The organism is Arthrobacter sp. FB24 (genome assembly GCF_000196235.1).
GTDB lineage: Bacteria > Actinomycetota > Actinomycetes > Actinomycetales > Micrococcaceae > Arthrobacter.
Genome location: NC_008541.1, coordinates 1,450,158 through 1,476,788, shown reverse-complemented (window position 1 = coordinate 1,476,788; position 26,631 = coordinate 1,450,158). Strand labels below are relative to the sequence as shown.

Annotated in this window: 21 protein-coding genes; 5 read left to right on the top strand and 16 right to left on the bottom strand. The window is 66.8% G+C overall.

Features of this window, described 5'->3' with window-relative positions; all coding sequences use genetic code 11:
• Window positions 1-13: 13 nt before the first annotated feature.
• Window positions 14-781 (bottom strand): CPBP family intramembrane glutamic endopeptidase, encoded by a 768-nt coding sequence (locus ARTH_RS06665; protein WP_011691176.1) that lies wholly within the window; start codon window positions 779-781, stop codon window positions 14-16.
• Between the two features lie 109 nt (window positions 782-890).
• On the opposite strand from ARTH_RS06665, the gene ARTH_RS06660 reads away from it, so the two are divergent.
• The gene (locus tag ARTH_RS06660; RefSeq protein WP_011691175.1) at window positions 891-1,571 is read left to right on the top strand and encodes a histidine phosphatase family protein; all 681 of its coding nucleotides are present in this window, start codon (window positions 891-893) and stop codon (window positions 1,569-1,571) included.
• Window positions 1,572-1,589: 18 nt separating this feature from the next.
• Here the strand turns inward: ARTH_RS06660 and hutI are convergent, their stop codons facing one another.
• Genes hutI through tdh form a run of 4 tightly spaced genes read right to left on the bottom strand, consistent with a single transcriptional unit; the run spans window position 1,590 to window position 6,285 of the window.
• Complete coding sequence (hutI, locus tag ARTH_RS06655; RefSeq protein ID WP_011691174.1) at window positions 1,590-2,792, bottom strand: imidazolonepropionase; 1,203 nt, start codon at window positions 2,790-2,792, stop codon at window positions 1,590-1,592.
• A gap of 11 nt (window positions 2,793-2,803) precedes the next feature.
• On the bottom strand, window positions 2,804-3,931 hold the full coding sequence (locus ARTH_RS06650) for an NAD(P)/FAD-dependent oxidoreductase (protein ID WP_011691173.1): 1,128 nt from the start codon (window positions 3,929-3,931) through the stop codon (window positions 2,804-2,806).
• Between the two features lie 40 nt (window positions 3,932-3,971).
• A complete protein-coding gene (locus ARTH_RS06645; RefSeq protein ID WP_011691172.1) occupies window positions 3,972-5,180 on the bottom strand; it encodes a glycine C-acetyltransferase in 1,209 nt (402 codons plus the stop codon).
• A gap of 58 nt (window positions 5,181-5,238) precedes the next feature.
• Window positions 5,239-6,285, bottom strand: coding sequence for an L-threonine 3-dehydrogenase (gene tdh / locus ARTH_RS06640; protein ID WP_011691171.1), 1,047 nt, complete (start codon window positions 6,283-6,285; stop codon window positions 5,239-5,241).
• A gap of 156 nt (window positions 6,286-6,441) precedes the next feature.
• Between tdh and ARTH_RS06635 the strand changes: the two genes are divergently transcribed.
• Entirely contained in the window at window positions 6,442-7,350 is a 909-nt protein-coding gene (locus ARTH_RS06635; protein WP_011691170.1) for a LysR family transcriptional regulator, read from the top strand.
• 82 nt (window positions 7,351-7,432) lie between these two features.
• On the opposite strand, the gene gatB is transcribed toward ARTH_RS06635, so the two are convergent.
• The 4 genes from gatB to ARTH_RS06615 form a co-directional block, all read right to left on the bottom strand.
• Window positions 7,433-8,941 (bottom strand): Asp-tRNA(Asn)/Glu-tRNA(Gln) amidotransferase subunit GatB, encoded by a 1,509-nt coding sequence (gene gatB / locus ARTH_RS06630; protein WP_011691169.1) that lies wholly within the window; start codon window positions 8,939-8,941, stop codon window positions 7,433-7,435.
• Window positions 8,941-10,518: an Asp-tRNA(Asn)/Glu-tRNA(Gln) amidotransferase subunit GatA gene (gene gatA, locus ARTH_RS06625; protein WP_011691168.1), complete on the bottom strand. Its 1,578-nt coding sequence runs from the start codon at window positions 10,516-10,518 to the stop codon at window positions 8,941-8,943. Before gatA ends, gatB begins: the two co-directional genes overlap by 1 nt.
• Window positions 10,519-10,521: 3 nt before the next feature.
• Entirely contained in the window at window positions 10,522-10,818 is a 297-nt protein-coding gene (gatC, locus tag ARTH_RS06620; protein ID WP_011691167.1) for an Asp-tRNA(Asn)/Glu-tRNA(Gln) amidotransferase subunit GatC, read from the bottom strand.
• 163 nt (window positions 10,819-10,981) lie between these two features.
• Window positions 10,982-12,466 carry a CitMHS family transporter gene (locus ARTH_RS06615; RefSeq protein ID WP_011691166.1) on the bottom strand — a complete coding sequence of 495 codons (1,485 nt, stop codon included), beginning with the start codon at window positions 12,464-12,466 and terminating at the stop codon, window positions 10,982-10,984.
• 180 nt (window positions 12,467-12,646) lie between these two features.
• Here ARTH_RS06615 and ARTH_RS06610 point away from each other — a divergent pair, with 180 nt between their 5' ends.
• On the top strand, window positions 12,647-14,422 hold the full coding sequence (locus ARTH_RS06610; protein WP_011691165.1) for a sensor histidine kinase: 1,776 nt from the start codon (window positions 12,647-12,649) through the stop codon (window positions 14,420-14,422).
• Window positions 14,415-15,077, top strand: a complete 663-nt coding sequence (locus ARTH_RS06605; RefSeq protein WP_011691164.1) for a response regulator — start codon at window positions 14,415-14,417, stop codon at window positions 15,075-15,077. The genes ARTH_RS06610 and ARTH_RS06605 overlap by 8 nt, the downstream gene beginning before the upstream one ends.
• Window positions 15,078-15,111: 34 nt before the next feature.
• On the opposite strand, the gene ARTH_RS06600 is transcribed toward ARTH_RS06605, so the two are convergent.
• The gene (locus tag ARTH_RS06600; protein ID WP_011691163.1) at window positions 15,112-15,495 is read right to left on the bottom strand and encodes a RidA family protein; all 384 of its coding nucleotides are present in this window, start codon (window positions 15,493-15,495) and stop codon (window positions 15,112-15,114) included.
• Window positions 15,496-15,542: 47 nt separating this feature from the next.
• Complete coding sequence (locus ARTH_RS06595) at window positions 15,543-16,046, bottom strand: GNAT family N-acetyltransferase (RefSeq protein WP_011691162.1); 504 nt, start codon at window positions 16,044-16,046, stop codon at window positions 15,543-15,545.
• 283 nt (window positions 16,047-16,329) lie between these two features.
• On the opposite strand from ARTH_RS06595, the gene ARTH_RS06590 reads away from it, so the two are divergent.
• Entirely contained in the window at window positions 16,330-17,685 is a 1,356-nt protein-coding gene (locus ARTH_RS06590; protein WP_011691161.1) for an LLM class flavin-dependent oxidoreductase, read from the top strand.
• 59 nt (window positions 17,686-17,744) lie between these two features.
• Here ARTH_RS06590 and ARTH_RS06585 read toward each other — a convergent pair whose 3' ends face one another.
• The 5 genes from ARTH_RS06585 to ARTH_RS06565 form a co-directional block, all read right to left on the bottom strand.
• Window positions 17,745-18,557 carry an inositol monophosphatase family protein gene (locus tag ARTH_RS06585; RefSeq protein WP_011691160.1) on the bottom strand — a complete coding sequence of 271 codons (813 nt, stop codon included), beginning with the start codon at window positions 18,555-18,557 and terminating at the stop codon, window positions 17,745-17,747.
• On the bottom strand, window positions 18,554-20,836 hold the full coding sequence (gene ligA / locus ARTH_RS06580; protein WP_052309649.1) for an NAD-dependent DNA ligase LigA: 2,283 nt from the start codon (window positions 20,834-20,836) through the stop codon (window positions 18,554-18,556). The genes ARTH_RS06585 and ligA overlap by 4 nt, the downstream gene beginning before the upstream one ends.
• A gap of 155 nt (window positions 20,837-20,991) precedes the next feature.
• Window positions 20,992-21,255, bottom strand: a complete 264-nt coding sequence (locus ARTH_RS06575; RefSeq protein ID WP_011691158.1) for a hypothetical protein — start codon at window positions 21,253-21,255, stop codon at window positions 20,992-20,994.
• Window positions 21,256-21,405: 150 nt separating this feature from the next.
• A complete protein-coding gene (locus ARTH_RS06570; RefSeq protein ID WP_011691157.1) occupies window positions 21,406-25,887 on the bottom strand; it encodes an FtsK/SpoIIIE domain-containing protein in 4,482 nt (1,493 codons plus the stop codon).
• Complete coding sequence (locus ARTH_RS06565) at window positions 25,884-26,588, bottom strand: hypothetical protein (RefSeq protein ID WP_011691156.1); 705 nt, start codon at window positions 26,586-26,588, stop codon at window positions 25,884-25,886. Before ARTH_RS06565 ends, ARTH_RS06570 begins: the two co-directional genes overlap by 4 nt.
• Window positions 26,589-26,631 lie beyond the last annotated feature (43 nt).

Genomic DNA, 26,631 nt, shown 5'->3' with positions numbered 1-26,631 from the left:
AAGCGGTTGCCGGCTAGCCCAGCCCGATGGCCTTGCCGAAGAGGCTGAAGCCGACGAACGCCACAATGTCCAGCAGCGCGTGGGCGATCACCAGTGGCATGACGCGGCGGGTCTTCGTATAGATCCACGCAAATACCACGCCCATGATGGCGTTGCCGATGAACGGACCGAACCCCTGGTAGAGGTGGTAGCTGCCCCGGAGCATGGAGCTGGCGAAGATGGCCAGCGGCATGCTCCAGCCAAACTTGCCGAGCCGGTCCAGCAGGTACCCCACCACGATGACCTCCTCCACGATCCCGTGCCGTACGGCGGAGAGAATCAGCACGGGGATGGTCCACCAGTAGGCGTCGAGCGCACTGGGGATGATGGCCGTGGTGATGCCCAGCGCCCGTCCGGCGGCGTACAGCCCCAGGGACGGTATGCCGATCAACGCCGCGAGGCCCAGCCCCTGCAGCAGGTCCTTGCCGGGACGGGCGAAGTTGAAACCGAGTTTGCGGAAGGCCGAGGCCCCGGACTCCCCCGCCGTCCGGTGCTCGGTAAGGAAGTAGATGACCAGCACCACCGGCACCAGAGCGAAAACAATGTCCAGCAGCTGGTACGTGAGGTCGAAGTATTCGCGGCTGCTCTGGGAGCGGTTGAGGGTGGAGGTCCCTTCCGCCAGGGGTGCCCGCGTCAGCTTGTCCAGCAACTGCACCACCGAATACACGGCGGACTGCCCCAGCGACAGACCCAGGACAATCCAGACTTCTAACCGCAGACGACGGCGGGAGGGAACCAGCATGTTCCTATCTTGCCTTCACTTTCTGGTTCTTTCCTGTCCGCCGCTTCCGGCCGGTCGCAGGGCAACGCTTCCGCTGAGCCGCGCGGTCCGGGGCCTATGCTTGGAATTTATGAGTGCGCCCGGAAAAATCATCATGATCCGGCACGGCCAGTCCGCCGCCAATGCCGACACCTCCATCTATAACCGGGTGCCCGATTACCGCATACCGCTGACCGAACTCGGCGTGGCACAGGCCCGGGCCGCGGGCGAGGAAATCCGCCGGGAACTGGACGGGCGGCAGGTGTGTGTGTACGTCTCGCCGTACCTCCGGGCCTACCAGACCCTTGAAGCGCTCAACCTGGGACCGCTGGTGGAACGGATCATCGAGGAACCCAGGCTCCGCGAACAGGACTGGGCCAACTTCCAGATCGCCGGGGACATTGAGGACCAAAAGGAACTCCGGAACGCCTACGGCCACTTCTTCTACCGCTTCCGTGAGGGTGAATCCGGCTCCGACGTCTACGACCGGATCTCCTCTTTTATGGAAACCCTCCACCGGCACTGGTCCAAGCCCACCTACGCCCCGAACGCCCTATTCGTGACGCACGGGCTCACCATGCGGCTGTTCTGCATGCGCTGGTTCCACTGGTCCGTCGAGTATTTCGAGTCGCTCAACAACCCGGAGAATGCCGAAGTGCGGACCCTGGTGCGCACGGATAAGGGCAAGTACGAACTGGACAAGCCGTTCAGCCAGTGGGAGGACCGCCGCGTGGACGAGACAGTCCTGGACGCTCCGCCCATGGTCTTCTAGGCGCTTCCGGCCGGCGCGTCAGCGGGCACGGACGCCCGCCCGCCAGACGGCGTGGGTCAGCGGGATGCCCGGCCGGTAGGCCAGGTGGGTGGCCGAGGGTGCGTTGAGCAGGTGCAGGTCTGCGCGGTGGCCGATAGCGACCGAACCCACCGCCCGTTCGCCGTCGACGTCGTTGCCCGCCTCCCGCCGCAGCGCAAGGGCACCGCCGTACGTCGCAGCGCGGACGGCCTCATGGACGCTCAGCCGCATCTGGAGAACGGCGGTGGTCACGCAGAACGCCATGGAGCTCGTGTAGGAGGTGCCGGGGTTGCAGTTGGAGGCCAGGGCAATCGGCACCCCGGCGTCCAGCAGCTCGCGCCCGGGAGCAAGCGGCTGGCGGGTGGAGAGGTCGCAGGCCGGCAGGCAGGTGGCCACGGTCCCCCGCGTTCCGGCACCCTGCCACCCGGACCAACTCCCTGCCAGTGCCTCCACGTCCGCGGCGGACAGGTAGTTGACGTGGTCAACGCTTGCCGCGCCGAATTCCACGGCCAGCCGCACGCCCGGACCTTCGCCGAGCTGGTTGCCGTGGACGCGGAGGCCCATACCCGCATCCTTGCAGGCCTGCAGCACACGGCGCGACTGTTGCTCGTTGAAGGCCCCCTGCTCGCAGAACACGTCCGCCCAGCTGACGTAGGGCCGGACGGCCGCCAGCATGGGCCCGCACACCAGGTCGGTGTATTCGTCGGCATCGGCACCGGCGGGGACCAGGTGCGCGCCCAGGTAAGTGACTTCGTCAGCCACCGTGGAGGCGATGCGCGCGCTGCGCGTTTCGTTTTCCACGTCCAGGCCGTAGCCGGTCTTGGTTTCCAGGTACGTGGTGCCCTGCGAGACCGCTTCGGCCACGCGGCCCAGGGCCAGCCTGGTGAGGTCGAAGTCGCTTGTCCCGCGGGTGGCACCGGTGGTTACGGCGATGCCGCCGGCGCTGTAGCTCTCCCCGGCCATCCGGGCCTCGAACTCCGCAGTCCGGTCACCGGCAAATATCAGGTGGGTGTGCGAGTCCACCCAGCCCGGCAGCAGCGCCCGGCCTCCCGCGTCCACTTCGTCGTCAGCGGCCGGTGCGGCCGACGACGGCCCGATCCAGGAGATGCGCTCCCCTTCGATCACCACGGCGGCATCCTTGAGGACGCGGTGCTCCGCGTCCTGGGTCATCAGCTCGGCAATGTTGGTGATGAGGGTGCTCATGGGTCCATTCTTCAGTGCCGGATGGACCAGCGGGTCGCGGCCAGCGCAACCGCTGTCCGGGATGCCGGACTGAGCCCGGCGTCCTCGCCCCGGGCGACCAGGCCCGCCGACGGCCCTGCCAGGATCAGGTCCGCAGCGAGCTCCGCAATGCCGGACGAGGTCTGGAAACCGTAACCGCCCTGTCCGGCGAGCCAGAAGAATCCGGTCGCTTCAGCGTCGAACCCCACTACCGGGACGCCGTCGGCAGCTTCGGTGCGAAGGCCGGTCCACGCGGACTTGACGCTCCTGATGCCCATGGTGGTCACCGCGTTGAGCCGCGCCACCAGCGCCTCGACATCGCCCGGGTAAGGCTTCGCGTCCTCGGGCCCGCTCGGCACGGATTCCGACGGCGATATCAGCACGTCCTGCCCTTCCTTGCGGAAGTAGAACGATTCGTCCGCTGCCGCCACCATGGGGCAGGCCTCCGGGAGGGGACGTTCGACGTCGACAATCGCCGCCGTGCGGCGGTACGGCTGGAGTCCGAGCTTTTCCACGCCGCTGATCACGGCCAGCTCATCGGCCCAGGCACCGGCAGCATTGACCACGGTCCCGGCCTGGAACGCTTCCTGGCCCGCCCCGACCTCCCAGCCGGACCCCAGCCGCTGGGCGGAATGGACCTTGGCGCCGGTGATGATGTCCACCCCGCCGGCCTCGGCACGGCGCCGGTGGTCTTCCAGCAGCACGGGTGCGTTGCAGGCGAACGAACCGGTGTCCAGCCCGGCCGCGGAAAAGAATCCGGGATCCAGCACCGGGCACAGTTCCAGGGCCTCGGCATGGGAGATCCGGTGCATGTGCCCGCTGGCTTCCTCCCGGACGGTTTCTTCATCGCCGATCAGCATGAAGCTGCGGGGCGAAAGGACGGGCTCCGGAAGCTCCGCGTCCCGGGCCGCAATCAGCCCGAGCGTGCGGAGGGTCAGCTCCTGGACCACCACGGGGCCGTAGCTGGGGATCAGTTGCCGGGCCGAGCGGGCCGAGGTGTGGTAGGCCAGGGACTGTTCGGCTTCGACGAGCGCAACGCTGCATTTACCGGCAAGGGCGGAGGCGAGGGACAGTCCGGCAATACCGCCGCCCACAATCACCACATCGTAATTTGCTGACATGACTCCATCCTTGCACCCGGCAGGACGTCACGTCAGTACCTTAGGCCTCCACCGCGTCGCGACTGTCCACGAACGCCCGGACGCAGGCTTCGACGTCCTCCGCACTGTGCGCGGCGGAGAGCTGGACCCGGATACGGGCGGCCCCCTTGGGAACCACGGGGTAGCTGAAGGCGGTGACGAACACTCCGTGCCGGAGCATCAGGTCTGCCACCTTCGCCGCCACCACGGCATCCCCGAACATCACCGGCACGATCGCGTGCTCGCCGTCGAGCAGGTCAAAGCCTTCTTCCGCCATCCGGTTCCGGAACAGCTCGGCGTTGGCGAACAGCTTGGAACGCAGTTCCGCGGAGTTCTCCACGAGGTCCAGGGCCTTCAGGGTGGCGGCCACGATGGCTGGCGCGACGGAATTGGAGAACAGGTAGGGGCGCGCCTTCTGGCGGAGCATGGCCACGACTTCGGCCCGGCCGGATACGTAGCCCCCGGAAGCCCCGCCCAGCGCCTTGCCGAACGTGCCCGTGTAGATGTCCACCCGGTGGCCCACGCCGGCATGTTCCGGCGTTCCCGCGCCGGTGGCGCCCATAAAGCCGACGGCGTGCGAGTCGTCCACCATTACCAGGGCATCGTACTTTTCGGCCAGGTTGCAGATGGCTTCGAGCGGCGCGAGGTAGCCGTCCATGGAGAAGACGCCGTCCGTGACGATGATCTTGCGGCGGGCCGGGTTCTCCTGCGTGGTCGCCTCGATCAGTTTCGCTTCGAGGTCCGCCATGTCGCGGTTGGCGTAGCGGAACCGCCGGGCCTTGCAGAGCCTGATGCCGTCGATGATGGAGGCGTGGTTCAGGGCGTCGGAGATGATGGCATCTTCCGGCCCGAACAGGGATTCAAACACGCCGCCGTTGGCGTCGAAGCAACTCGAGAACAGGATGGTGTCCTCGGTGCCCAGGAACTTGGAGACGCGCGCCTCGAGTGCCAGGTGCAGGTCCTGGGTTCCGCAGATGAAGCGCACGCTGGCCATGCCGAAGCCGCGCTCGTCCATGGCGGCCTTCGCGGCGGCAATGATGTCCGGGTGGTCTGCCAGGCCCAGGTAGTTGTTGGCGCAGAAGTTCAGCACGTCGGCACCCGCCTCGCCGATCCGGCCTGCCGTGATGTGGCTGGCCTGGGGCGAGTCGATGTGGCGTTCCGTTTTGAACAGGCCTGCCGTGCGGATCTCGTCCAGCTCGTTCTGCAGCTGGTCTTTGATGGCTGAATACATGGGGAGTGCTCCTCAGCTGGGTGAATTCTTGTGTTTTGATGCCGAAAACTTGAGGGGGTTAGAAAACGGTCCAGTCGAGGACTACTTTGCCGCCCACACCGGCGCGGGCAACGTCGAAGCCCTTCTCCCAGTCCGTGGCAGGCAGGGTGTCCGTGACCACCGCCGAGATGTTGGCATGCAGCACCGGGTTGGAGGACAGCATGGCGCTCATCGCGTACCAGGTCTCGAACATTTCGCGGCCGTAGATGCCCTTCATGGTCAGCATATGCGTCACCACCTTGCCCCAGTCGATGTCGATGGACTGGCTGGGCAGGCCCAGCATCGCAATCCGGCCGCCGTGGTTCATGTTGTCGATCATCTCCGGCAGGGCGGTGGGGTGACCGGACATTTCCATGCCGATGTCGAACCCTTCGCGCATTCCCAGCTCGCGCTGGGCATCCTTGACGCGCATCTTCGAGACGTCGATGGCAAGGTCCACGCCCAACTGTCGGGCCAGTTCCAGGCGCGGCGCGGAGACATCGGTGATGGCGATCTTCCGGGCGCCGGCGTGCCGGGCCACGGCTATGGCCATCAGTCCGATCGGCCCGGCCCCGGTGATCAGCACGTCCTCGCCCACGAGCGGGAAACTCAGGGCGGTGTGGACGGCGTTGCCGAAGGGATCGAAGATGGCGCCGAGTTCGGGAGTGACCGAGGGATCCTGGTGGACCCAGACGTTGGTCTCGGGGATGACCACATACTCGGCGAAGGCGCCGTCACGCTGGACCCCCACGCTCACGGTGTGGATGCACATCTGGCGGCGCCCGGCGCGGCAGTTGCGGCAGATGCCGCAGACAATGTGGCCTTCGCCGGAGACCCGGTCGCCCACCTTGACGTCGCGGACGTCCTCGCCGGTTTCCACCACTTCGCCGTAGAACTCGTGGCCGGCGATCAGCGGAGCCTCGATCATGCTCTGCGCCCAGGCATCCCAGGACTGGATGTGAAGGTCCGTGCCGCAGATCCCGGTGGTCATCACGCGGATCTTGACGTCGCCGGGGCCGGTTTCCGGCTCGGGCCGGTCCACCAGCTCAAACCCGGCGTGTGCGCCGGCCTTGTACAGAGCCTTCATTGGCTTCCTTACTCTTGGTCTTTATTCTCAGGAACGCGGGGCCGTCCCGGGGTGCGGCGGGGCTGGCTCCCTTCATTAGAACCACAAAGAAGCATTAGCACAACCGAATTCTTCTCAATCGACGATTTAGAAATCTCTAAGCAATAGACTCAGGGCATGGAAATCCATCAGCTGGAAATGCTCCGGGAACTCGGTGCCCTCGGCAGCGTCAAAGCGGTCGCCGAAACACTCCTGGTCACCCCCTCCGCCGTGTCCCAGCAACTGGCGGCGCTGCAGCGCAGCGTGGACGTCCCGCTGACCCGCAAGGAAGGCCGGAACCTGGTGCTCACCGAGGCCGGCCAGGCACTGGCCGACGCCGGTGCCGCCGTCGTCAGCGCGATGGCCGATGCGCGGATGGCGATCGGCGCGTACCACGGCTCCACGGTGGCACCGGTGACGGTGAGCGGCTTCCACAGCGCCGGCCAGGCACTCTTTGCGCCGCTGGCCCGGCTGCTGGACTCACCGGACAAACCCAGGGTGCTGCTGTCCGACGAGGATGTTGCCCAACAGGACTTCCCCGCACTGACTGCCCGGTATGACCTGGTGCTGGCGCACCGGATGGACCACAGCCCGCGGTGGCCGGAGGAGCGGGTGGCAGTCATCCCGCTCGCGCACGAGCCCCTGGACGTGGCGTTGTCCGCCGGCCACCGGCTGGCGGGCAAGGAGGCCCTGACGGCGCACGACGTCGTCGGCGAACCGTGGGTGACCAGCCACACCGGTTACTCCCCCGCGGACGTGCTGTCCGCCGTCGCCGCGGTGTCCAGCCGGGAACTGAACATTGTCCACCGGATCAACGACTACTCCACGGTGGCGGGACTCGTGGCGACGGGCAGTGTCATCGGGCTGCTGCCGCGGCACACCGCACGGCCGGTGCTGAACCCGGAGATCGTGCTCCGGCCGCTGCAGGGCATCAGCACGCGGCGCCGGATCGACATCCTGGCCCGGCCTGAAAACCTCAAGCGGACCTCGGTGATGATGGTCTGCGAGGCTCTCGAGGACATCATGGCCGGGCTGGTGTCCCCTTAAACCCCGACTGGGTCGCAGTAGATGTCGTTATGAGCGTTCTAAACGACATTATCTGCGACCCAGTTGGGTTAAAGCGGGTGACTCAGCCTTCGACGCCGAGCCTCTCAAGGATAAGCTCGCGGACGCGGCCGGCGTCGGCCTGCCCGCGGGTGGCCTTCATGACGCCGCCAACGATCGCGCCGATCGCCTGGACCTTGCCGCCGCGGATCTTGTCAGCGACGTCCGGCTGCGCGGCAAGGGCCGCGTCGATGGCTTCCAAGAGCGGGCCGTCGTCGGAAACCACGGCCAGGCCGCGCTTCTCGACGATCTCGGCGGGGGTGCCTTCGCCGGCGAGGACGCCGTCGAGGACCTCGGCGGCCATCTTGTTGTTGATCTTGCCGGCTTCCACCATCTTGTTCAGTTCCACGATGGTTTCCGGCTTGACGCCCAGCTGGCCGGGGTCCACGTCGGCGTTCTTGGCGCGGCCCACGATCTCGCCCATCCACCACTTGCGGGCCACGGTTGCCGTGGCGCCGGCGGCGATGGTCTCTTCGATCTCGTCCATAACGCCGGCGTTGACCACGTCGCGGAATTCCAGGTCCGAATAGCCCCAGTCGGCCTGCAGTCGCTTGCGGCGCTCGGCCGGCGGTTCCGGCAGGGTGGCGCGCAGCTCCTCCACCCACTCACGGGAAGCAACAATCGGAACGAGGTCCGGCTCCGGGAAGTAGCGGTAATCGTCGGCGTCGGACTTGGCCCGGCCCGACGTCGTCGAGCGGGTGTCCTCGTGCCAGTGGCGCGTTTCCTGGATGACCGGCTCGCCGGAGTCCAGGACGGCAGCGTGCCGCTGGATTTCGTAGCGGACGGCGTGTTCGACGGCGCGCAGTGAGTTCACGTTTTTCGTCTCGGAACGGATGCCGAAGCGTTCGCGGCCGTGGGGACGCAGCGACACGTTCGCGTCGCAGCGCACGTTGCCGCGTTCCATCTTCGCGTCCGAAACGCCGAGGTTCTTCACGATTTCACGCACTGCCGCGACGTAGGCCTTGGCCAGCTCAGGCGCGCGGCTGCCGGCGCCCTGGATCGGCTTGGTGACGATCTCCACCAGCGGAACACCGGAGCGGTTGTAGTCCACCAGCGAGTAGTCGGCACCCTGGATGCGGCCCGCGGACCCGCCCATGTGCGTCAGCTTGCCGGCGTCCTCTTCCATGTGGGCGCGCTCGATTTCGACGCGGAACACGGTGCCGTCGGAAAGCTCGATGTCCAGGTAGCCGTCGTACGCGATGGGTTCATCGTACTGGGAGGTCTGGAAGTTCTTCGGGGTGTCCGGGTAGAAGTAGTTCTTCCGGGCGAAGCGGCAGGTTTCGGCGATCTTGCAGTTGAGCGCCAGGCCGATCTTGATGGAGGACTCAATAGCGGTCTTGTTCACGACGGGCAGCACGCCGGGCATGCCCAGGTCCACCTCGTTGACGTTGGTGTTGGGCTCGTCGCCGAAAACGTTCGGGGCGGAGGAGAACATCTTGGTCTTGGTGTTGAGCTCCACGTGGACCTCGAAGCCCAGGACGGGATCGTACTTCTCCATGGCCTCTTCGAAGCTCAGGGTTGCGTCAGTGCTCATTATTTTGCCTCCTGGGTTTCGAGGGTCTCGGCGGGCTCGACCACCGAAGTGGCCAATTCCGGCGCCTTGTCCAGCAGCGGTCCGCCCCACTGCGCCTCAAGCAATGATTCGAGCACCGCACCCACGCGGTACAGGCGCGCATCCTGGCGCGCCGGGGCGAGGAGCTGGATGCCTACCGGCAACCCGTCCTCATCCGCCAGGCCGCCCGGCAGGGACAGGCCCGGGACGCCGGCCATGTTGGCCGGAATGGTGGCAACGTCGTTCAGGTACATGGCCAGGGGGTCGTTCAGCTTCTCGCCGAGCTTGAACGCCGTGGTGGGCGCCGTCGGGGAAATCAGCACATCCGCCTGGGCGAACGCGGCCTCGAAGTCGCGCTGGATCAGGGTGCGGACCTTCTGGGCCGAGCCGTAGTAGGCGTCGTAGTAGCCGGCGCTGAGCGCGTAGGTGCCCAGGATGATGCGGCGCTTCACTTCGTCGCCGAAGCCTGCGGCGCGGGTGGCACCCATGACGCGTTCGATGGTGAGCGGCGCATCCTTGGGCAGGACGCGCAGGCCGTACCGTACGCCGTCGAACTTGGCCAGGTTGGAGGAAGCCTCCGAGGGCATGATCAGGTAGTAGGCGCCCAGGGCGTACTTGAAGTTGGGGCAGGACACCTCGACGATTTCCGCGCCGGCTTGCTTGAGCAGTTCGAGCGATTCGTTGAAGCGGTTCTCGACGCCGGCCTGGTAGCCCTCGCCGTGGAGTTCCTTGATGATGCCGATCTTCATGCCGTCCACGTTGCCCGTCCGGGCGGCCGCAACGAGGTCTTCCAGCGGGTCCGGGAGGGACGTGGAGTCGTGCGGATCGTGGCCGCCGATGACCTGGTGCAGGAGTGCCGAGTCCAGCACGGTGCGGGAGACCGGGCCGATCTGGTCCAGCGAGGAGGCCATGGCGATGGCGCCATAGCGGGACACGCTGCCGTAGGTGGGCTTGACACCCACGGTGCCGGTGACGGCGCCCGGCTGGCGGATGGATCCGCCGGTGTCCGTGCCGAGGGCCAGGGGTGCTTCAAAAGCGGCGACGGCGGCTGCGGAGCCGCCGCCGGAGCCGCCTGGGATCCGGTCCAGGTCCCACGGGTTGCGGGTGGGGCCGTAAGCCGAGTGCTCCGTGGAGGACCCCATGGCGAATTCGTCAAGGTTGGTTTTGCCCAGGATGGGCATCTTGGCGTCGCGGAGGCGCTTGACCACCGTGGCGTCGTACGGGCTGTGCCAGCCTTCGAGGATCCTGGAGCCGGCCGTGGTGGGCTGGCCGATGGTGACGATGAGGTCCTTGACGGCGATGGGAACGCCGGCCAGTTCATGCAGTTCCGCAGCGGCCGTACCACCGGCGGCGCGGATGGCGTCCACCTCTGCGGCGACGGCGAGCGCCTCCTCGGTGTTGACGTGCAGGAAGGCGTGGACTCCGCGCGGTCCGCCGTCGACCGCTGCGATGCGGTCCAGGTAGGCCTGGGTGACCTCAACGGAGGTGACCTCGCCGGCTGCGAGCTTACTGGCCAGCTGGGCGGCGGAGAGGCGGATCAGAACGTTGTTCTCAGTCATGTATCAGTCCTCATCCAGGATGGCCGGAACCTTGAAGCGGCCCTCGTATGCGTCAGGGGCGCCGCTCAGGGACTGCTCGGCTGTGAAAGTGTGGCCCACAACGTCCTCGCGGAACACATTCGTCAGCGGAATCGGGTGGGATGTGGCCGGGACATCATCACCGGCGGCTTCACTTACGGACTTCACTGATTCGACGATGACGGCGAGTTCGCCGGCCATCCGGTCCAGCTCTTCAGCACTCATCTCGATGTGCGCGAGACGCGCGAGATGCGCGACGTCGTCGCGGTTGATCGCAGCCATGGATCTCCCCTGCAATGTAGTTTTGGTTTCCCCCATAGTCTACGTTGCAACAGTGTGCCCGCCTGACGACCCCCAGCGGGCGTCAGACGGGCAACACCGGCCCGCAGCGCCGGCTCCAGGCAGCGTGAGCCGCAGGCGACAGGAGCCGCAGGCAGGCTTTACCCTAGCCGATGCCGATGGCTCCCGTCAGCATTCCGACACCGAGCATGACAAGCGAGATGACGGCGGTGCGCCACAGCACCTTCTTGTGGTGGTCGCCGAGGTCCACCTTGGCGAGTGACACCAGCAGCAGGATGGCCGGAACCAGCGGGCTCTGCAGGTGGAACGGCTGGCCGGTGATGGAGGCCCGCGCCATGTCGGCGGCGCTGACGCCGTAGTGGGCAGCGGTCTCGCTCAGCACGGGGAGGACACCGAAGTAGAAGGCATCGTTGCTCATGAAGAACGTCATGGGGATGCTGAGGACGCCGGTGATTACGGCCATGAACGGGCCCATGCTCGTGGGGATGATCTGGACGAGCCACGCGGACATGGCCTCGACCATGCCTGTGCCTTTCAGGACGCCGGTGAGGACGGCTGCGGCCATGACCATGCTGACCACGGCCACGATGGAGGGGGCGTGGGCGATGAGCTGGGCACCCTGGTCCTTGACCTTGGGGAAGTTGACCAGCAGGGCGATGGCGGAGCCCACCATAAAGACGAACGGCAGGGGCACCAGGTCGGCCACGAGCATGACCATGACGGCGACGGTCAGGCCCAGGTTGAACCAGAACAGCTTCGGGCGCAGGGTCTTGCGGTTCGGGTCCAGGGCGGTGTCCGCCATGGCGGAGTCGTGGTCGTCCACGAGGGATTCGGTGCGCTCGAGCACGGCAACGGAGGAGCCTGCCGGTGAGAGGCCCGCAGGGGCTGTACCGGCAGGAACGGAACCCTTGCGTCCGGTACCGGCACCGGAACCTCCGGCAGTGCGGCCACCGTCGGAGGTGCCGCCGTCGAACGGTTCCGCGGAATCAGGGACGCCCCAGATTTCCGGCGACGTGGCGCGGAGGCGGTTACGTTCCTGCAGGCCCAGCAGCCAGGCGAAGGCGAAGACCACAACCAGGCCTGCGATCAGGGAAGGAATCATGGGGACGAAGACGTCGTTGACGTCGATCTTCAGCGCGGTGGCGGCGCGGGCAGTGGGGCCGCCCCACGGCAGGATGTTCATGGTTCCGTTGGCGAGGCCTGCGACGCAGGTCAGGACCACAGGGCTCATCTTCAGGCGCAGGTAGACGGGAAGCATGGCGGCCGTGGTGAGGATGAAGGTGGTGGAGCCGTCACCGTCCAGGGACACTGCGGCGGCCAGGATGGCGGTGCCCAGCACCACCTTGGCGGGGTCGTTGCCCAGCTTGCGGAGGATGAACCGCACCAGCGGGTCGAACAGCCCGACGTCGATCATCAGGCCGAAGTAGATGATGGCGAACATCAGCAGGGCTGCGGTGGACGTCATGGACTTCATCGAGTCCAGCACCATGTCCCCGATGCCCAGTCCGGCCCCGGCGAACAGCCCGAAAACGGTGGGGACGATGATCAGCGCCAGCACCGGCGTCAACTTCTTCGTCATGATCAGCACCATGAATACCGCGATCATGGCGAATCCAAGTAATACCAGCACGGCCGGCTCCTTTGTCAGTCAGTGGCACCACTCCGGTGTGATGCGCACTACAGACGTTAGAGTGGCCCGCGTCACGGCAGTGCCTTTGGCTCAATTGATTGGCATACTGCTTATTGGGAGCATTTTGCTCATTTAGCTCAGCACGCCGAAAACCCCGTCACGAACCCCGTCAGGAGGGCAATGAAGCGTCCGGCACCGAGGCAGCCGCTGCGGTTTTCCACCCAGACCCTGCTGCTGCAGCTCGGAGTGGTTCTGCTCGTGGTGCTGCTCAGCGGCGCCGTGCACGCCTGGCTGACGTACGAGCGCCTGGGCCGGGAAGCGGAGAACCAGGCGCTCACCCTGGCACGCACCGTTGCCTCGGATCCGGCTGTCCGCCAGGAGGTCCAGGCCATCAGCCGCGAGGCGGGCACCCCCCCGGCATCGGTGCTGCTGGCCGGCCCGCTAATGGCGGTGGCTGAAGGTGCCCGGACCCGCACGGGCGCGCTGTTCGTGGTGATCACCGATGAAACCGGCCTTCGGCTGGCCCACCCTGACGCCGACCGGCTGGGCGAAAAAGTCAGCACTGATCCCTCCGAGGCCCTGTCGGGCAAGGAGGTGACCACCCGGAACACCGGTACCCTGGGGCCCTCGGCGGGTGCCAAGGTGCCCGTCTTCGCGCCGGATTCGGACACAGTGGTGGGCGAGGTCAGCGTGGGGTATTCCACCGAGAACATCGTGCAGAGCCTCACCCGCGATATCACCCCTATTGCGCTGACCGCGGCAGGGTCGCTGCTCGCCGGCATCCTGGCCTCGTTCCTTCTGCGCCGCCGCCTGCAGCGGCTGACGCTCGGTCTGGAGCCGGAGGAGATCAGCACGCTGGTACATGACCAGGTGGCGGTACTCCAGGGCGTGGACGACGGCGTGATCGGCGTTTCAGCCGACGGCAGGATCAGCGTCTTCAACGCTGCCGCCCAGCGGCTCCTCGGCCGGCCCGACCTCACCGGCACGCCGTGGAAGCGGGCCCCTGTCCCGGAGCAGTTGAAGGCCCTGACCCTGCCGGACGCCGCAGAGGCCGACGCCGTCGAAGTCATCGCCGGCGGCCGCGTGCTGGTGGCCAGTGCCCGGAAGGCGCTGCACCGGCAGGAGGACCTGGGCTGGGTGGTGATGCTCCGCGACCGCACCGAGCTCCAGCACCTGACCCGCCAGCTGGATGCCGTGGGGACGATGTCCACGGCGCTGCGGGCACAGCGCCACGAATTCGCCAACCAGCTGCACACCATTGCCGGCTTCATGAGCATCGGGCAGCACCAGCAGGCGCGCGATTACCTGGCGCGGCTGGCTGCCACGGGACCGCTGAAGTTCCCCGTGGACCAGGCCGAGCTCCTCCAGGATCCCTACCTGCAGGCGTTCGTGGGCGCCAAGGGCGTGGAAGCGGACGAACGCGGCGTAACGTTGCGCATCGGCCCCGAAACGCTGGTGCGCGGTCAGGTCACCGAGCCGCAGGACGTCACCACGGTGCTCGGGAACCTGATCGACAACGCCGTGAACGCCGCTGTCGCCGGTTCCGCCGCGGACCGCTGGGTGGAGGTGGAACTGCTGGACGAACCGGGAGCCGACGGCGGCACGCTGCATATCGTCGTCGGTGACTCCGGCGACGGCCTGGCCGTCGGATCCGAGGCAGCCGGGGCGGAGGGGCCCGAAGCGGAGGCCGTGTTCGCCGAGGGGTTTACGACGTCGGCACGGCCGGCGCGTGCCGGCGGCGGGCAGGGATTGGGGCTGGCCCTGGCCCGGCAGCTTGCGCGGCGCCGCGGAGGAGACGTCCGGGTCCTGGATCCCGGTTCCCCGGGCGGACCGGGTGCCGTCTTTATGGCGACCCTGCCGCGGACCACCGCCGATTCCCCCGGGCGGGACAAGCCCCCCAGGGAGAACAGTTATGTCGGAGAGGACTACAATGCCGGGAAGGACACCGATGGCTGAGGATTTAAGGGTCCTGATTGTGGATGACGATTTCCACGTCGCCAAGCTGCACGCGGCCTATGTTGATTCGGTGGCGGGTTTCATGGCGCTGCCGCCCGCGGGTTCGGCGTCGCTGGCGCTGCAGGCCATCCACAGCCTGCGCCCGGACCTTGTATTGCTGGATGTTTACCTGCCTGATGCGTCCGGGCTTGACCTGCTCGGCCAGCTGGACGTGGACACCATGATCCTGAGCGCCGCCTCGGATGCGGCGTCGCTGCGGGTGGCGTTCCGCCGCGGCGCCCTGGGCTACCTGCTGAAACCGTTCACAGCGGAGTCCCTGTCGCAGCAGCTCCGCTCCTATGCCCGGTACCGGCGGATCCTGGCGCAGCCGGGTGCGCTGGACCAGGAAACGGTGGAGCGGGCCAAGCGTTCGCTGATTCCGGGCGACGTCACCCCCTCGGCCAAGCCCCGCTCCGCCACCGAAGCCGCGGTGCTCGAATCGCTGGTGCCAGGGGAACAGTATTCGGCGGCCGAAGTCGCCGGGCGGGTAGGGGTGTCCCGGGCCACCGCCCAGCGGTACCTGTCCTCGCTGGCGGACGACGGCGCCGTCGACATCCAGCTCCGGTACGGCACCACGGGCCGCCCGGAACACCGCTACGGCCTCCCGGCTAATTAATTCCGCGACGCGGCGCGGTAACCGCCGTGGGGGGCTAGCTTGCGCTCTTCTGGGCCACGAGTTCGATCTCCACCAGCATCTTGGGATCCAGGAACGGCAGCACATGGACCAGCGACAAGGTGGGGCGGATCTCGCCAAAGACTTCACCGTGGGCGCGGCCGGCGTCTTCCCATTTGCTGATGTCCGTGAGGTACAGCTTGGACTGCACCACGTCGCTGTAGTCAAAACCGGCCTCGGCCAGGACGGCGCCCAGCTTTTCCAGGATGAACCTGGTCTGCGTGTAGAAGCCCTCGCCCACGATTCCGTTGTCACCGCTCGCCGCGGTGGCGGAGATGTACAGGGTGTTGTCCACCTGTACCGCACGGGAATAGCCGAGGGTCTGCTCCCACGAGGAGCCGGAACCGAATGTCTTGCGCATGGGTGTGCCTTTCGATGGTGCCTTGAGTCGGCACCACTTTAGGGCGGCTACACGTCGAGCCGGTAAACCAGCAGCTTTATGTCGGTGTCCGTCACGAACCAGTCGCGTTCGGGGACGCGATGGAAGCCTGTTTTCCGGTACAGCCCGTGCGCGCTCTCCCACGTGCGGCCGGTGGTCAGTGCCACGGCCCTAATGCCGTCCAGCGACTTCGCATGGTCGATGATCGCCTCGACCATGGCCTTGCCTGCGCCGCTGCGCTGGACCGCCGGGTCCACCACCAGCATGCGGAATTCGAGTTCATCCGGCAGTGCGATGTCCGCGAAAGGCTCACCGGCGACGGCGAGCGTTACCGAACCGACGATGCGTCCCGCCCGCTCGGCCACCCAGATGGTGGCCTGGCCGGCCCGTTTGGCCACGTCCTGGATCTGCAGCATGTAGGGGTGGTCGGCATTCGCGAAGTAGCCGGCGGCGAGGTAGGCGTCCCGCGTGATGCGGGCTACGGCGTCGAAATCTGCCGGAACGGCGGGGCGAATGAGGATCTGCGAATGCACTTATCCATGGTAGTCGCGGGCGCAGGCCCGGTCCCGTAAAAGGGCTGTTTCCGTGATTGAACTATCACTAAGTCCGGAGCTGGCCCATGTTCCGCGGCTTGCCTCCCGTTGGTGCCGTCCGCGTGTCCGGGCGTTGCCCCACGTTGCACGGCATTGCCCAGTATTTCCGGGTATTGCCCCGTGTTTCCGGGCATTGCCCCAGTGGTCGGCCGTGCTGGCCGCCCCGCCTTCGGCTGTGGTTGATTGGCACCACCGACGCCGCCCGACAGACAGGAACACTCCCATGGCATCCCACCAGCGCACCCTGCATCTCAACGCCTTCCTCATGAGTACCGGCCACCACGAAGCGTCCTGGCGGCTGCCCGAAAGCAACCCCCGGGCGAGCACGGACATCACCCACTACCGCAATCTCGCCCGGATCGCCGAGCGGGGCACGTTCGATTCCATCTTCTTTGCCGACTCGCCCGCGATCTTCGGAAACGTGGGCCGCCGGCCGGCCGGAAAGCTCGAACCGACAGTGCTGCTGACCGCCATCGCCGCAGCCACCGAGAAGATCGGCCTCATTGCCACGGCCTCCACCACGTACAACGACCCGTTCAACCTCGCGAGGCGCTTTGCATCCGTCGACTTCGTCAGCGCGGGCCGTGCCGGCTGGAACGTCGTCACTACCGCCGGGCCCGACGCCGCCCGGAACTTTGGCGTCGACGACCAGCCCGCGCACGCAACGCGCTATGAGCGGGCGGCAGAGTTCCTGGACGTCGCCGGCAAACTCTGGGACAGCTGGGACGATGACGCCGTGGTGGCGGACAAGGAGGCGGGCGTCTGGGCCGACCCGGACAAGGTCAGGCCGATCGACCACGTCGGAAAGCATTTCCGGGTTCGCGGGCCGCTCAACGTTCCGCGGTCCCCGCAGGGATACCCGCTGATTGTCCAGGCGGGCTCCTCCGAAGACGGCAAGGGCCTCGCCGCGCGCTACGCCGAAGCCGTGTTCACGGCGCAGCAGACGCTCGAGGACGCGCAGAGCTTCTACAGCGACCTCAAGGCCCGCACCGCAGCCGCCGGACGAGACCCTGAAGGCATCAAGATCCTGCCCGGAATCGTGCCCGTGCTGGCAGGGACAGAAGCCGAGGCGAAGAAGCTGGAGCGTGAACTCGACGAGCTGATCCGTCCGGAATATGCGCGGATAGAACTTGCCAAAACCCTCGGTGTCAGCCCGGACGACCTCCCGCTGGACCGGCAACTGCCGGCAGACCTTCCCGATGAGGATTCCATCCAGGGTGCCAAGAGCCGCTACACCCTGATCGTGGAGCTCGGCCGTCGCGAACGGCTCACAGTGCGGCAGCTGATCGGCCGCCTGGGCGGCGGCCGCGGACATCGCACGTTCTCGGGTACTCCGGAGCAGGTGGCCGATGCCATCCGGCTCTGGTTTGAAAACGGCGCGGCCGACGGCTTCAACATCATGCCCGCGGTGCTCCCCTCAGGGCTTGAGGCCTTTGTGGACCACGTGGTGCCGGTCCTGCGCCGGCGGGGCCTGTTCCGGACGGAATACACAGCCGACACGCTGCGGGGGCACTACGGACTGGAGCGCCCGCTCAACCGGTACTCCGGTGCTGCCGGACTGGCTGGCGCGCACGCCTAAGCGGGGCCCACCTTTGGGCCGGGCCCACGCCTTTGCGGGGTCCTAGCCTGGGCGGGGTCCTAGAGCGGAAACTTCCCGGACAGCTCGAGGGTCCCGGCGCACGTCCAGGCTGCGAGGCGTTCCTCGTCCGAGGGTCCGCCGTCGAGGGGGCTGGTGAGGCGGGGGCGCCGGACCCAGCAGCCGGCTTCCTCGGCAATGAGGGCACCGGCCGAGAAATCGTGCTCGTTGAGTCCGCGTTCCCCGAAGGCGTCATGGGTTCCGTCCGCCACGAGGCAGAGGTCCAGGGCGGCGGAGCCCAGCCGTCGGACATCGGCGAAGCCCTCCATGAAACCGCCGAGGGCTTCGGCCTGCTCGGCCCGGACGCCGGGATCGTAGCTGAAGCCGGTGGCCAGGATCTGCCCGGCGCGGCCCGGGACGGGACCGGTCAGCTGGGTGCGCTGCCCCCGCTCCTCGAGCCAGGCACCTCCCCCGCGCGACGCATAGTAGATACGGCCAAGGGCCGGGGCATTAACGACGCCGGCCAGCCAGACGCCGTCGGGATCGGCCACCGCCACCGACGTGCCGTAATAGACGATGTTCCGGATGAAGTTGGTGGTGCCGTCCAGCGGGTCGATTGACCAGCGGTAGCCGCTGGGGTTGTCCCGGCTGAGGGTACCGTGTTCCTCCCCGGTAACAGTGTCCTGCGGCCGGACGCGGCCGATCACCTCACGCACGGCATTCTCCGCCGCGACGTCGAAGGCAGTGACCCAGTCCCCCGAGGCTCCTTTGTTGCTGACGTCCAGGGCGTCGCCGTTGCGGGTGGCGAGCACCGCGGCCCCGGCGGCGGCTGCCGCTTTAGCCACTTCCAGGAGATCCGCCGGCGTGATGCTCATTCTGCCGGCTCTTCCTGGTGGTCTTCGGGGCGGTCTCCGACGCCGGCGTCGTCGTCGTCCGCGGAAGCGTCCGCGGAGTCAGCCGAGGCGGCCGGGCCGTTGGCCAGCAGCGCGCGGAAGCCGTCCTCGTCCAGCACCGGCACGCCGAGTTGTTCGGCCTTGTCCAGTTTTGTTCCGGCGTTCTCGCCGGCGACGACGTAGCTGGTGTTCTTGGACACGGATCCTGACGCCTTGCCGCCCCGGATGAGGATGGCTTCCTTGGCTTCATCCCTGCTGAAGCCCTCAAGGCTTCCGGTGACCACGACGGTCAGACCTTCCAGGGTGCGCGGGGTGGATTCGTCCTGCTCGTCCTCCATCCGCACGCCGTCCTCGGCCCAGGTGTCCACGATTTCGCGGTGCCAGTCCTCGGCGAACCATTCCTTCAGCGCAGCCGCGATCACCGGTCCCACGCCGTCGACGTGGGCGAGCTCCTCCTCTGAAGCCTCCCGGATGGCGTCCATCGAGCCGAAGGCCGTGGCAAGCGCCCGCGAGGCCCGGGGGCCCACATGCCGGATGGACAGCGCGACCAGAACGCGCCATAGCGGCTGGGACTTGGCTTTTTCCAGCTCGGTGAACAGTTTTTCCGTGGTGGCCGTCGGTTTGGACGGGGACTTGGCTGTGCCTTTTGTATAGAAATACGGCACGAGTTCGAATTCGCCCGTGGCCACGCCTTTGGACCGCTTCTCCCGGCGGATCCGGACATCGGCAAGGTCTTCGCGGGTGAGTCGGAAGAGGTTGGCCTCGCTGGTCAGCGGAGGCGTCACGGGTTCCGCCGGCTGGGTCAGGGCGATCGCCGCTTCCCAGCCGAGGGCCTCGATGTCGAAGGCGCCGCGGCTGGCGACGTGGAAGACGCGTTCGCGCAGCTGAGCCGGGCAGGAGCGGGAATTGGGGCAGCGGATGTCCACGTCCCCTTCCTTCCCGGGGGCGAGCGGCGTTCCGCACGCAGGGCATTCGGTGGGCATCACGAAGTCCCGCACGGGCGGATCCTGCTGGTCGCGCAGGGCGAGGACCGGTCCCACGATTTCCGGGATGACATCGCCGGCCTTGCGCAGCACCACGATGTCGCCGATCTTTACGCCCTTGGCTTTGACCACGTCCTGGTTGTGCAGCGTGGCCATTCCTACTGTGGACCCGGCAACCTTCACTGGTTCCATGATGCCGAAGGGGGTGACGCGTCCGGTGCGTCCGACATTGACCGCGATGTCCAGCAGCTTGGTGTGGACTTCCTCCGGCGGGTACTTGTAGGCGACGGCCCAGCGGGGCACCCGCGAGGTGTACCCGAGTGCGCGCTGCGTTGCGAAGTCATCCACTTTGACCACGATGCCGTCGATCTCATGGGTAAGGCTATGCCGTTTGTCGCCGTAGCGTTTGATGAAGTCGAGAATGTCCTTGAGGCTGCCGAGGACCTCGAAGTACGGGCTGGTGGGCAGGCCCCACTCGGCAAGCTGGCGGTAGGTGTCCGACTGGCTGACGGTCCGCAGCCCTTCGCGGGCACCGATGCCGTGAACGTACATGCGCAGCGGGCGCTTGGCAGTTTCCGCCGGATCCTTTTGCCGGAGCGAGCCCGCGGCCGCGTTGCGCGGGTTAGCCAGCGGCGCCTTGCCGGCCTCGATGAGGGCCTCGTTGTACTCGGCGAAGGCCTTGGACGGAATGAACACCTCGCCGCGGACCTCCATCTCGGCCGGATAGTTCCCGCCGGTCAGCTGCTGCGGGATTTCCTTGATGGTCAGGACGTTGTGGGTGATGTCCTCGCCGGTGTAGCCGTCCCCCCGGGTGGCGGCGCGGACCAGCTTGCCGTCGCGGTAAAGCAGGTTGACCGCCAGGCCGTCGATCTTGAGTTCAGTGAGCCATGCGGGTCCGGCAGTGCCATTGCCGAGTTTGGCCACGGATGCTTCCGCCTTGGCGATCCACGATTCCAGTTCCTCAAGGGAAAAGACGTCTTCCAGGCTGTACATCCGCTGGAGATGTTCGACGGCGGCAAAGGCGGCGGACACTTCGCCGCCCACTTCCTGGGTGGGCGAGTCGTTGGCCACGAGTTCCGGGTGCATTGCCTCGATTGTTTCGAGGCGCCGGAAGAGTTCGTCGAACTCAGCGTCCGAAATGATGGGCGCGTCCTCCTGGTAGTACGCGAAGCGGTGCTTGCGTACCTCTTCCACCAGGTTTTCGTATTCCTCTCGGACCGCACCGGAGGGCACCCGTTCACTGGCGGTGTCCGCCTCGCGCGTGCCTGCCCCGGTCATGCTTTGCGTATCGGTATCTGCTGCCGTGTTCCCTGTGCTCACAGACCTATCCTGCCCTAGATCTCCGACATTGTCTGGCTCCAGGCGCACGGATGCCCCGGACGCTTTGTTGCGTCCGGGGCATCCGTTTCAGCGTTGCCAGCGGCGGGCGTTCCCTAGCGGGAAGCCTCTTCCTGCTGGGCGGCGTTCTTGCTGGCCTGCTTGCCGGCTTCTTCCAGCGCCCGGGCCACGCGGGCCAGGTCCGTTACGTGCCGGCCGGACCATTCGCTGCGGAACTTCTCCGCGTCCGGGCCCTTCCAGTCGGTGCTGTCAAGAGCCTTCGTCAGCTGCGACTTAGCCTTCTCGATCTCGGACGAACCAGCCTGAAGCTTGGTACCGAGCGCCTTGAGCTGAGCAATGTCTGCACCCCAAATAGCCATTAGTTTTCTCCTTCAGTCAACGGACCCGATCCGATCGGCATCCCCAGCGGCCCCCGGCTCATCCGGAAGATCCATTACCTAGAAACTATCCCGCGGCCCGGTCACTGTCGATGGGCACCGCTCCCCATGCAGCCCTGCCCATCGGCACTCTCACCGTGCGGCTCCCACCCGGTTGAGGTCCGGATCGGCCTGGCTGCGGTTCTCCGGCGGCAGGGCAATCTGCAGCTTGCGGACCTTGCCCCGGCCCACGATGTAGCCGCGGCCCGGAATGAAATCGGAACTGATCTTGCCGAGCGAGGTGCTCAGCAGGCTGTCGCCTTCGATGTCGCCGGGGTTGATCAGGAGTCCGCGCCGTCCGGACTTGAACGGCTGCGACAGTGACCATGCGGAGGACCAGGTGGACGTCTCAGACTCCCCCACCACCCACTGGTCGGCTTTGATGGACGTCGTGACCAGCTGCTCGATGCCGGACTCGGCGCCGGTGTCCGTGAACTCGGTCAGGCCCTCGATGAAGATGGCCAGCCTGCCGGGGTTCTCCGAAGAGTAGTCAACCAGCCCGTCAATTGCCTCTTCGACGTCGTCGGCGCCCACGAGGGCACGGTTCCAGACCTTCAGCGACGCGACGGCGGACCGGCGCGAGCCGATGTAGATCAGTTCGGTGCCGGGGTTGGACCGGCGCAGGGCGTAGGCCATGGTGACCAGCGCCACCGTACGGCCGGCACCCGGCGGACCAGCAACGAGCAGCGGTCCCTTGGCCATGATTTCGGCCGGCTGGAGCGTCTCGTCGTCGACGCCGATGACCGGCAGGTCCCGGGTTCCCGCAGGGAGGATGTCGAGGTCCACCTGCTCGGGCAGGCGTTCGATCTGCGGTGCCTTTTCCACGCCCTGGCGCAGCATGGCCTCGCTGAGCTTGTGCACTTCGCGGGCCTGCAGCGCAAGGTTCGAGTCGCCACCAAGCACGGCAAGCTGGACCTCGTGCCCTCCCAGCAGGCCGCGGCCCGGGGGCGAGGCTTGGCTCAGGACATCCTTGGGCACGTCCAGCGAAATGTAGTCGTCCTCGGATGAGAGCCGCAGGACCAGGCGGCGCTGAATCGAAGCCAGCAGCGACGCCGGGACTGCGTTGGGCCGGTCCCCGGTGACCACCAGGTGGATGCCCAGCGGCCGGCCGTCCGTCGCCAGCTGAAGGAAAATGTCCCAGAGCGCTGACAGGCGGCTGTATTCGTACGCCTCCCGGAAGTTGGACATGCCGTCCACCAGGATGAAGATCCGCTTCTCATCCGGGTCATTGGCCAGTTTCCGGTATTCCACGATGGTGGAGGCGCGGACTTCGGCGTAGCGGGCAGCGCGGTCGTCGGCAACATCGCGCAGCCAACGCAGCAACCGGCCGACACGTTCGACGTCGTCGCCGTTGATGATCTCGCCGACGTGCGGGAGCCCATCGAGCATCTTAAGTCCCGACGAACCGCAGTCGATGCCGTAGACATGCACGGGGCCACCGCGCGGAGTCACTGCCGCGGCGATGGCGATGCCGCGCAGCGCGGCTGACTTACCGGAACCGCCCGTCCCGTAGATGGCCATGTTGCCGTCCCTGTCCGGCTCATAGAAGACGGTGGGCTGGTCCTGGTGTGCCGGGTCGTCGGCCACGCCCAGGAGGAGGCGTTCATCGGTCCTGGGGTTGGGAAGCTTGGAGAAATCGTAGGTTTTGGCCAGCTCGTTGAGCCACGGTTTGCGGGGCGGCGCGATGGACAGCACTTCCGCGGCTTTGATGATGTTGGCCGTCATCCGGGCAATGTCGTTCGGCCCGGCCGGCTCCTCCCGCACTGGCTTTTCAGGCGCCGGCGCGGCCCAGCCGGGTCCCGAGCCAAAGGCCATTTCCACGATGTCGATCTGGGGTGCCTGCGGTTTGTCCGTGGTCCAGCCGCCTGCGTAGCCGGTCTGGAAGCCCTGGATCCGGCCGGGGCCGGTTTTCGCCGCGCCGCGGCCCGGGATGGAGGGGTCGAAGTACGCCGCTGTGGGCACACCGAGGATGTCCGTGGCATCGTCCTCGTCCGCCATCCGGAGGGCAACGCGGAGGTTGGTGTTGGCGCGCAGGCTTTCCTTGATGACTCCGGCGGGCCGCTGGGTGGCAAGGATCAGGTGCAGGCCGAGGGACCGGCCGCGGGCCGCCACGTCCACGACTCCGTCGACGAACTCGGGGACTTCCGTGGCCAGGGCTGCGAACTCGTCCACGATGATGATGAGGTAGGGCGGAGCTTCGGGGTCCGCTTCGCGCTGCAGGCCCAGGAGGTCCTTGGCTTTCTTCCGGTTGAGCAGATGCTCCCGGTAATGCAGTTCAGCCCGCAGGGACGTCAACGCGCGGCGGACCAGGTGCTGCGAAAGGTCGGTCACCAGGCCCACGGTATGGGGCAGGTGCAGGCAGTCGGCGAAGGCGGCTCCGCCCTTGTAGTCGACGAACAGGAAGCTCACCCGGTCCGGGCTGTAGGCCGCAGCCATGCCCATGACCCAGGACTGCAGGAATTCCGACTTCCCGGCGCCGGTGGTGCCGCCCACCAGGGCGTGCGGGCCCTCGTTCTTCAGGTCCAGGTACAGCGGTTCGATGCCCTTGGACCCCACCAGGGCCCGGAGCGTGCCGTTGTCCTTGCGGTTTGCGACGGCGGTCGCGTGGACGGAGTTGTTCTCTTTCCACCGGTCCGCCACCGCCTGGGGGTTGTCCATGAAGTCCTTGCCGATGAGGCTCACGTAGGACACCGCCCGGGGAAGGTCGGAGTCGTCATCCACGGGTTTGCCCACATCAATGACCGGCGACAGCATCCGGGCAAGCTGGGTGGCCAGGTCGGCGTCGAGGCTTTCGCAGCTGACGGGGTAAGTGTGGCGGCCCAGCCGGACCTGGCCGGTGGTGGTTCCGTGGTCGCCGTCCACCACCATGAAGTCACGGCACGCGGCCGGGAGTGACTGGACGCTGGTGGCCACCCACATGACGTGGACGCCCGAATCCGGTCCGCGTTCCACGAGCCGTGTCAGGCGGCCGCGGTCCACCGGCGCGTCGTCTTCCACGATCAACAGCACGGAGGGCAGCACCGGGCCGGGGATGTCGCCTTTCTCTCCGTCGAGGCCGGGCCGCGGCGCGGGACGCGGTGACTGGGCGCCCGCCTCGCGCTGGTCGATGAGGTCCTCCAGCCGGGCCAGGAGGGAGGATCCGCCGGCGGGTCCTGCAGCCAGGTGGTCGCCGCTGAGCGGACTGTGTCCCGAGCCGACGTGCGGCAGCCACTGGAGCCAGTTCCAGCGCTCCCTCGATTTGGCCGATGTGATTGCCGTAACCACCACTTCGGCCGGGGAATGCAGGCCCACGGTCTGCAGGACCATGCCGCGGGCTACGTCGTCTACGAGGCCGCGGGCGCCTGCGAGCCCGAATGCGCCTGCGGAGCGGAGCTGGGACACGATCGGTACGCCTTCGATGTCCTGGAACTGCTTGAGGCAGGCCTGGATTTCCTGCATATATTCAGCTTCGGTCTCATTGTTGGACGGCTCGTCGAAGGAAATGCGCGACGGCGCCGTGCCCAGCCCGAAGCGCAGGCCGAGGAACCCGCTGTGCTCGGGCCGGTGGGTCCAGAGCAACGGTCCCAGCTTGTAGATGGAATCAACGGTGTCGCTGACTGACGGAGCTTCCTGGAGGCGCACGGACCGCTCGATGTGTTGCAGCTCGGTGATGTCCTTGCGGAACGCCGCCATCGCCTCGCGGAACTGCTTGAGTTGCTCTTTGCGTTCCCGCTTGCTTTGCATCTTCTGGTCCACGTAGTGGCCGATGATGAACAGCGGCATCATCATCATGAAAAGGACCGAGAGGACGTTGCCCGTGACGGCAAACAAAATGGCGCCCATCATGAGCGGCGCGATCAGCATGATGTAGGGGAAGGGGTGGTGCTCCTGGCGTTTGGGTCCGGCCGGGAGTACGCGCTTGGGCGGGGCGAAACGCGGCACCACGCGCGGCGAGCGGTTGAAATCCACCAGCGGCGACGTCGGTGCACCCCCGTGGTGGCCCAGCCCGACGACGGAAATGGTGGTATCGCCGAGGGTCACGGTGTCCGAGGAGTTCAGTGTTGCCCGGGTGACCGGCAACCCGTCCATGATGAGTCCGTTGGCGGAATTCGTGTCCACGATTTCAACGGTTTCCCCCACGGTGATGCGGGCGTGCCGCTTGGAGGTCATGGGGTCCGACAGCCGGATGTCAACGTCCCGGTCCCGGCCGATGTAGCTGGTGCCGGAGGGCAGCGAAAATTCCTGCCCGACGTCGGGCCCGGACAGGACGCGGAGGGTCGCCGCTGCGGGTCCGCGGTTCGCACCCGGTGCCGCGAACTGCTCGCTGACCTGTCTCAGCGAAACAATGGACCCGGGCCTGAGGCCGGATTCCAACAAGTTGTCCGTGCGGTTGAGGATGTTGCCGCGCATTCCGCCGGCGACGAATGCCTCGTCGATGCAGAGCGACAGGTTCTCCGGCGGCTGGGTGCCCCGCCGTTCGGGATCGGCAGCCCACAGTTGGGTGGCGATGTCCGCCACCGTTGCGAGGCCGTCAACGGTTACGGCGAGGTCTTTGGCGTCGGCGGGTTCCCGGCGCAGTGTCAGTCGGATTTTCATCCTTCGTCTGCCCCCTTCATCTTGTCGATCAGGTGCAGGTCCGCAGCGGTGACCAGGTGTGACGTCACGGCGTGCTCGACAAGCCGGGCACGGCGGTTGGTGGCCAGCTTTCCACCGCCGCCGCGCAGCCCCGCAACGCCGACCCGGTCAAGTTTGTCGCACACATTGTCCAGCTTCCTGTTGAACCGGGTCAGCGCCCAGCCGAGCGTCCTGGCGGCATCCGCCGACGACGGGATGGCGCTGAACCCGGTGCCGTCGCGCCGCAGCATGGGCTCGGCGAGGGCAACGATGAGGGCCTTCTGCGAATCAGTGAATACCACGGGCCCGATGGTGGTGTCCCCGCCGCTTTCGTCATCGGGGGCCTCCTGGCGGAAGGAGGGGGTTTTCAGGTGCACGGCGAACTCGTACGTGGTGGGGCCGGCGGTGAAGATCACGTTGGTGTGGCTGAAGACGATCGGAATCCGGGCCCCGGGTGAAAGCCAGGCTTGCATCCCGCCGGTGCCGTCCGCCACCGTGGCTGAGAGCATGCTCCCCACGTTGCTGAGCCACCAGATGCCGTCGTACCGGGCGATCTGGAGGAACCGCCGGTGCAGGTACGGGTTGTCGTCCACTTCGAGGTCGCCCTCGCGTCCGATGTTGAAGACGTCCTCGTCCGACGGCTCATACCATTCGCCACAGAAATCTACTGCTAGATCCCCCATTTCCGTGCCTCCTTAAAGGTCAATGCTTAACTTCAGGACTGCC

Excerpts from the sequence above, each read along its gene's own strand:
- ARTH_RS06665 (WP_011691176.1), bottom strand. The coding sequence starts at position 781 with ATGCTGGTTCCCTCCCGCCGTCGTCTGCGGTTAGAAGTCTGGATTGTC.
- ARTH_RS06660 (WP_011691175.1), top strand. The coding sequence starts at position 891 with ATGAGTGCGCCCGGAAAAATCATCATGATCCGGCACGGCCAGTCCGCC.
- hutI (WP_011691174.1), bottom strand. The coding sequence starts at position 2,792 with ATGAGCACCCTCATCACCAACATTGCCGAGCTGATGACCCAGGACGCG.
- ARTH_RS06650 (WP_011691173.1), bottom strand. The coding sequence starts at position 3,931 with ATGTCAGCAAATTACGATGTGGTGATTGTGGGCGGCGGTATTGCCGGA.
- ARTH_RS06645 (WP_011691172.1), bottom strand. The coding sequence starts at position 5,180 with ATGTATTCAGCCATCAAAGACCAGCTGCAGAACGAGCTGGACGAGATC.
- tdh (WP_011691171.1), bottom strand. The coding sequence starts at position 6,285 with ATGAAGGCTCTGTACAAGGCCGGCGCACACGCCGGGTTTGAGCTGGTG.
- ARTH_RS06635 (WP_011691170.1), top strand. The coding sequence starts at position 6,442 with ATGGAAATCCATCAGCTGGAAATGCTCCGGGAACTCGGTGCCCTCGGC.
- gatB (WP_011691169.1), bottom strand. The coding sequence starts at position 8,941 with ATGAGCACTGACGCAACCCTGAGCTTCGAAGAGGCCATGGAGAAGTAC.
- gatA (WP_011691168.1), bottom strand. The coding sequence starts at position 10,518 with ATGACTGAGAACAACGTTCTGATCCGCCTCTCCGCCGCCCAGCTGGCC.
- gatC (WP_011691167.1), bottom strand. The coding sequence starts at position 10,818 with ATGGCTGCGATCAACCGCGACGACGTCGCGCATCTCGCGCGTCTCGCG.
- ARTH_RS06610 (WP_011691165.1), top strand. The coding sequence starts at position 12,647 with ATGAAGCGTCCGGCACCGAGGCAGCCGCTGCGGTTTTCCACCCAGACC.
- ARTH_RS06605 (WP_011691164.1), top strand. The coding sequence starts at position 14,415 with ATGGCTGAGGATTTAAGGGTCCTGATTGTGGATGACGATTTCCACGTC.
- ARTH_RS06600 (WP_011691163.1), bottom strand. The coding sequence starts at position 15,495 with ATGCGCAAGACATTCGGTTCCGGCTCCTCGTGGGAGCAGACCCTCGGC.
- ARTH_RS06590 (WP_011691161.1), top strand. The coding sequence starts at position 16,330 with ATGGCATCCCACCAGCGCACCCTGCATCTCAACGCCTTCCTCATGAGT.
- ARTH_RS06585 (WP_011691160.1), bottom strand. The coding sequence starts at position 18,557 with ATGAGCATCACGCCGGCGGATCTCCTGGAAGTGGCTAAAGCGGCAGCC.
- ligA (WP_052309649.1), bottom strand. The coding sequence starts at position 20,836 with ATGACCGGGGCAGGCACGCGCGAGGCGGACACCGCCAGTGAACGGGTG.
- ARTH_RS06575 (WP_011691158.1), bottom strand. The coding sequence starts at position 21,255 with ATGGCTATTTGGGGTGCAGACATTGCTCAGCTCAAGGCGCTCGGTACC.
- ARTH_RS06570 (WP_011691157.1), bottom strand. The coding sequence starts at position 25,887 with ATGAAAATCCGACTGACACTGCGCCGGGAACCCGCCGACGCCAAAGAC.
- ARTH_RS06565 (WP_011691156.1), bottom strand. The coding sequence starts at position 26,588 with ATGGGGGATCTAGCAGTAGATTTCTGTGGCGAATGGTATGAGCCGTCG.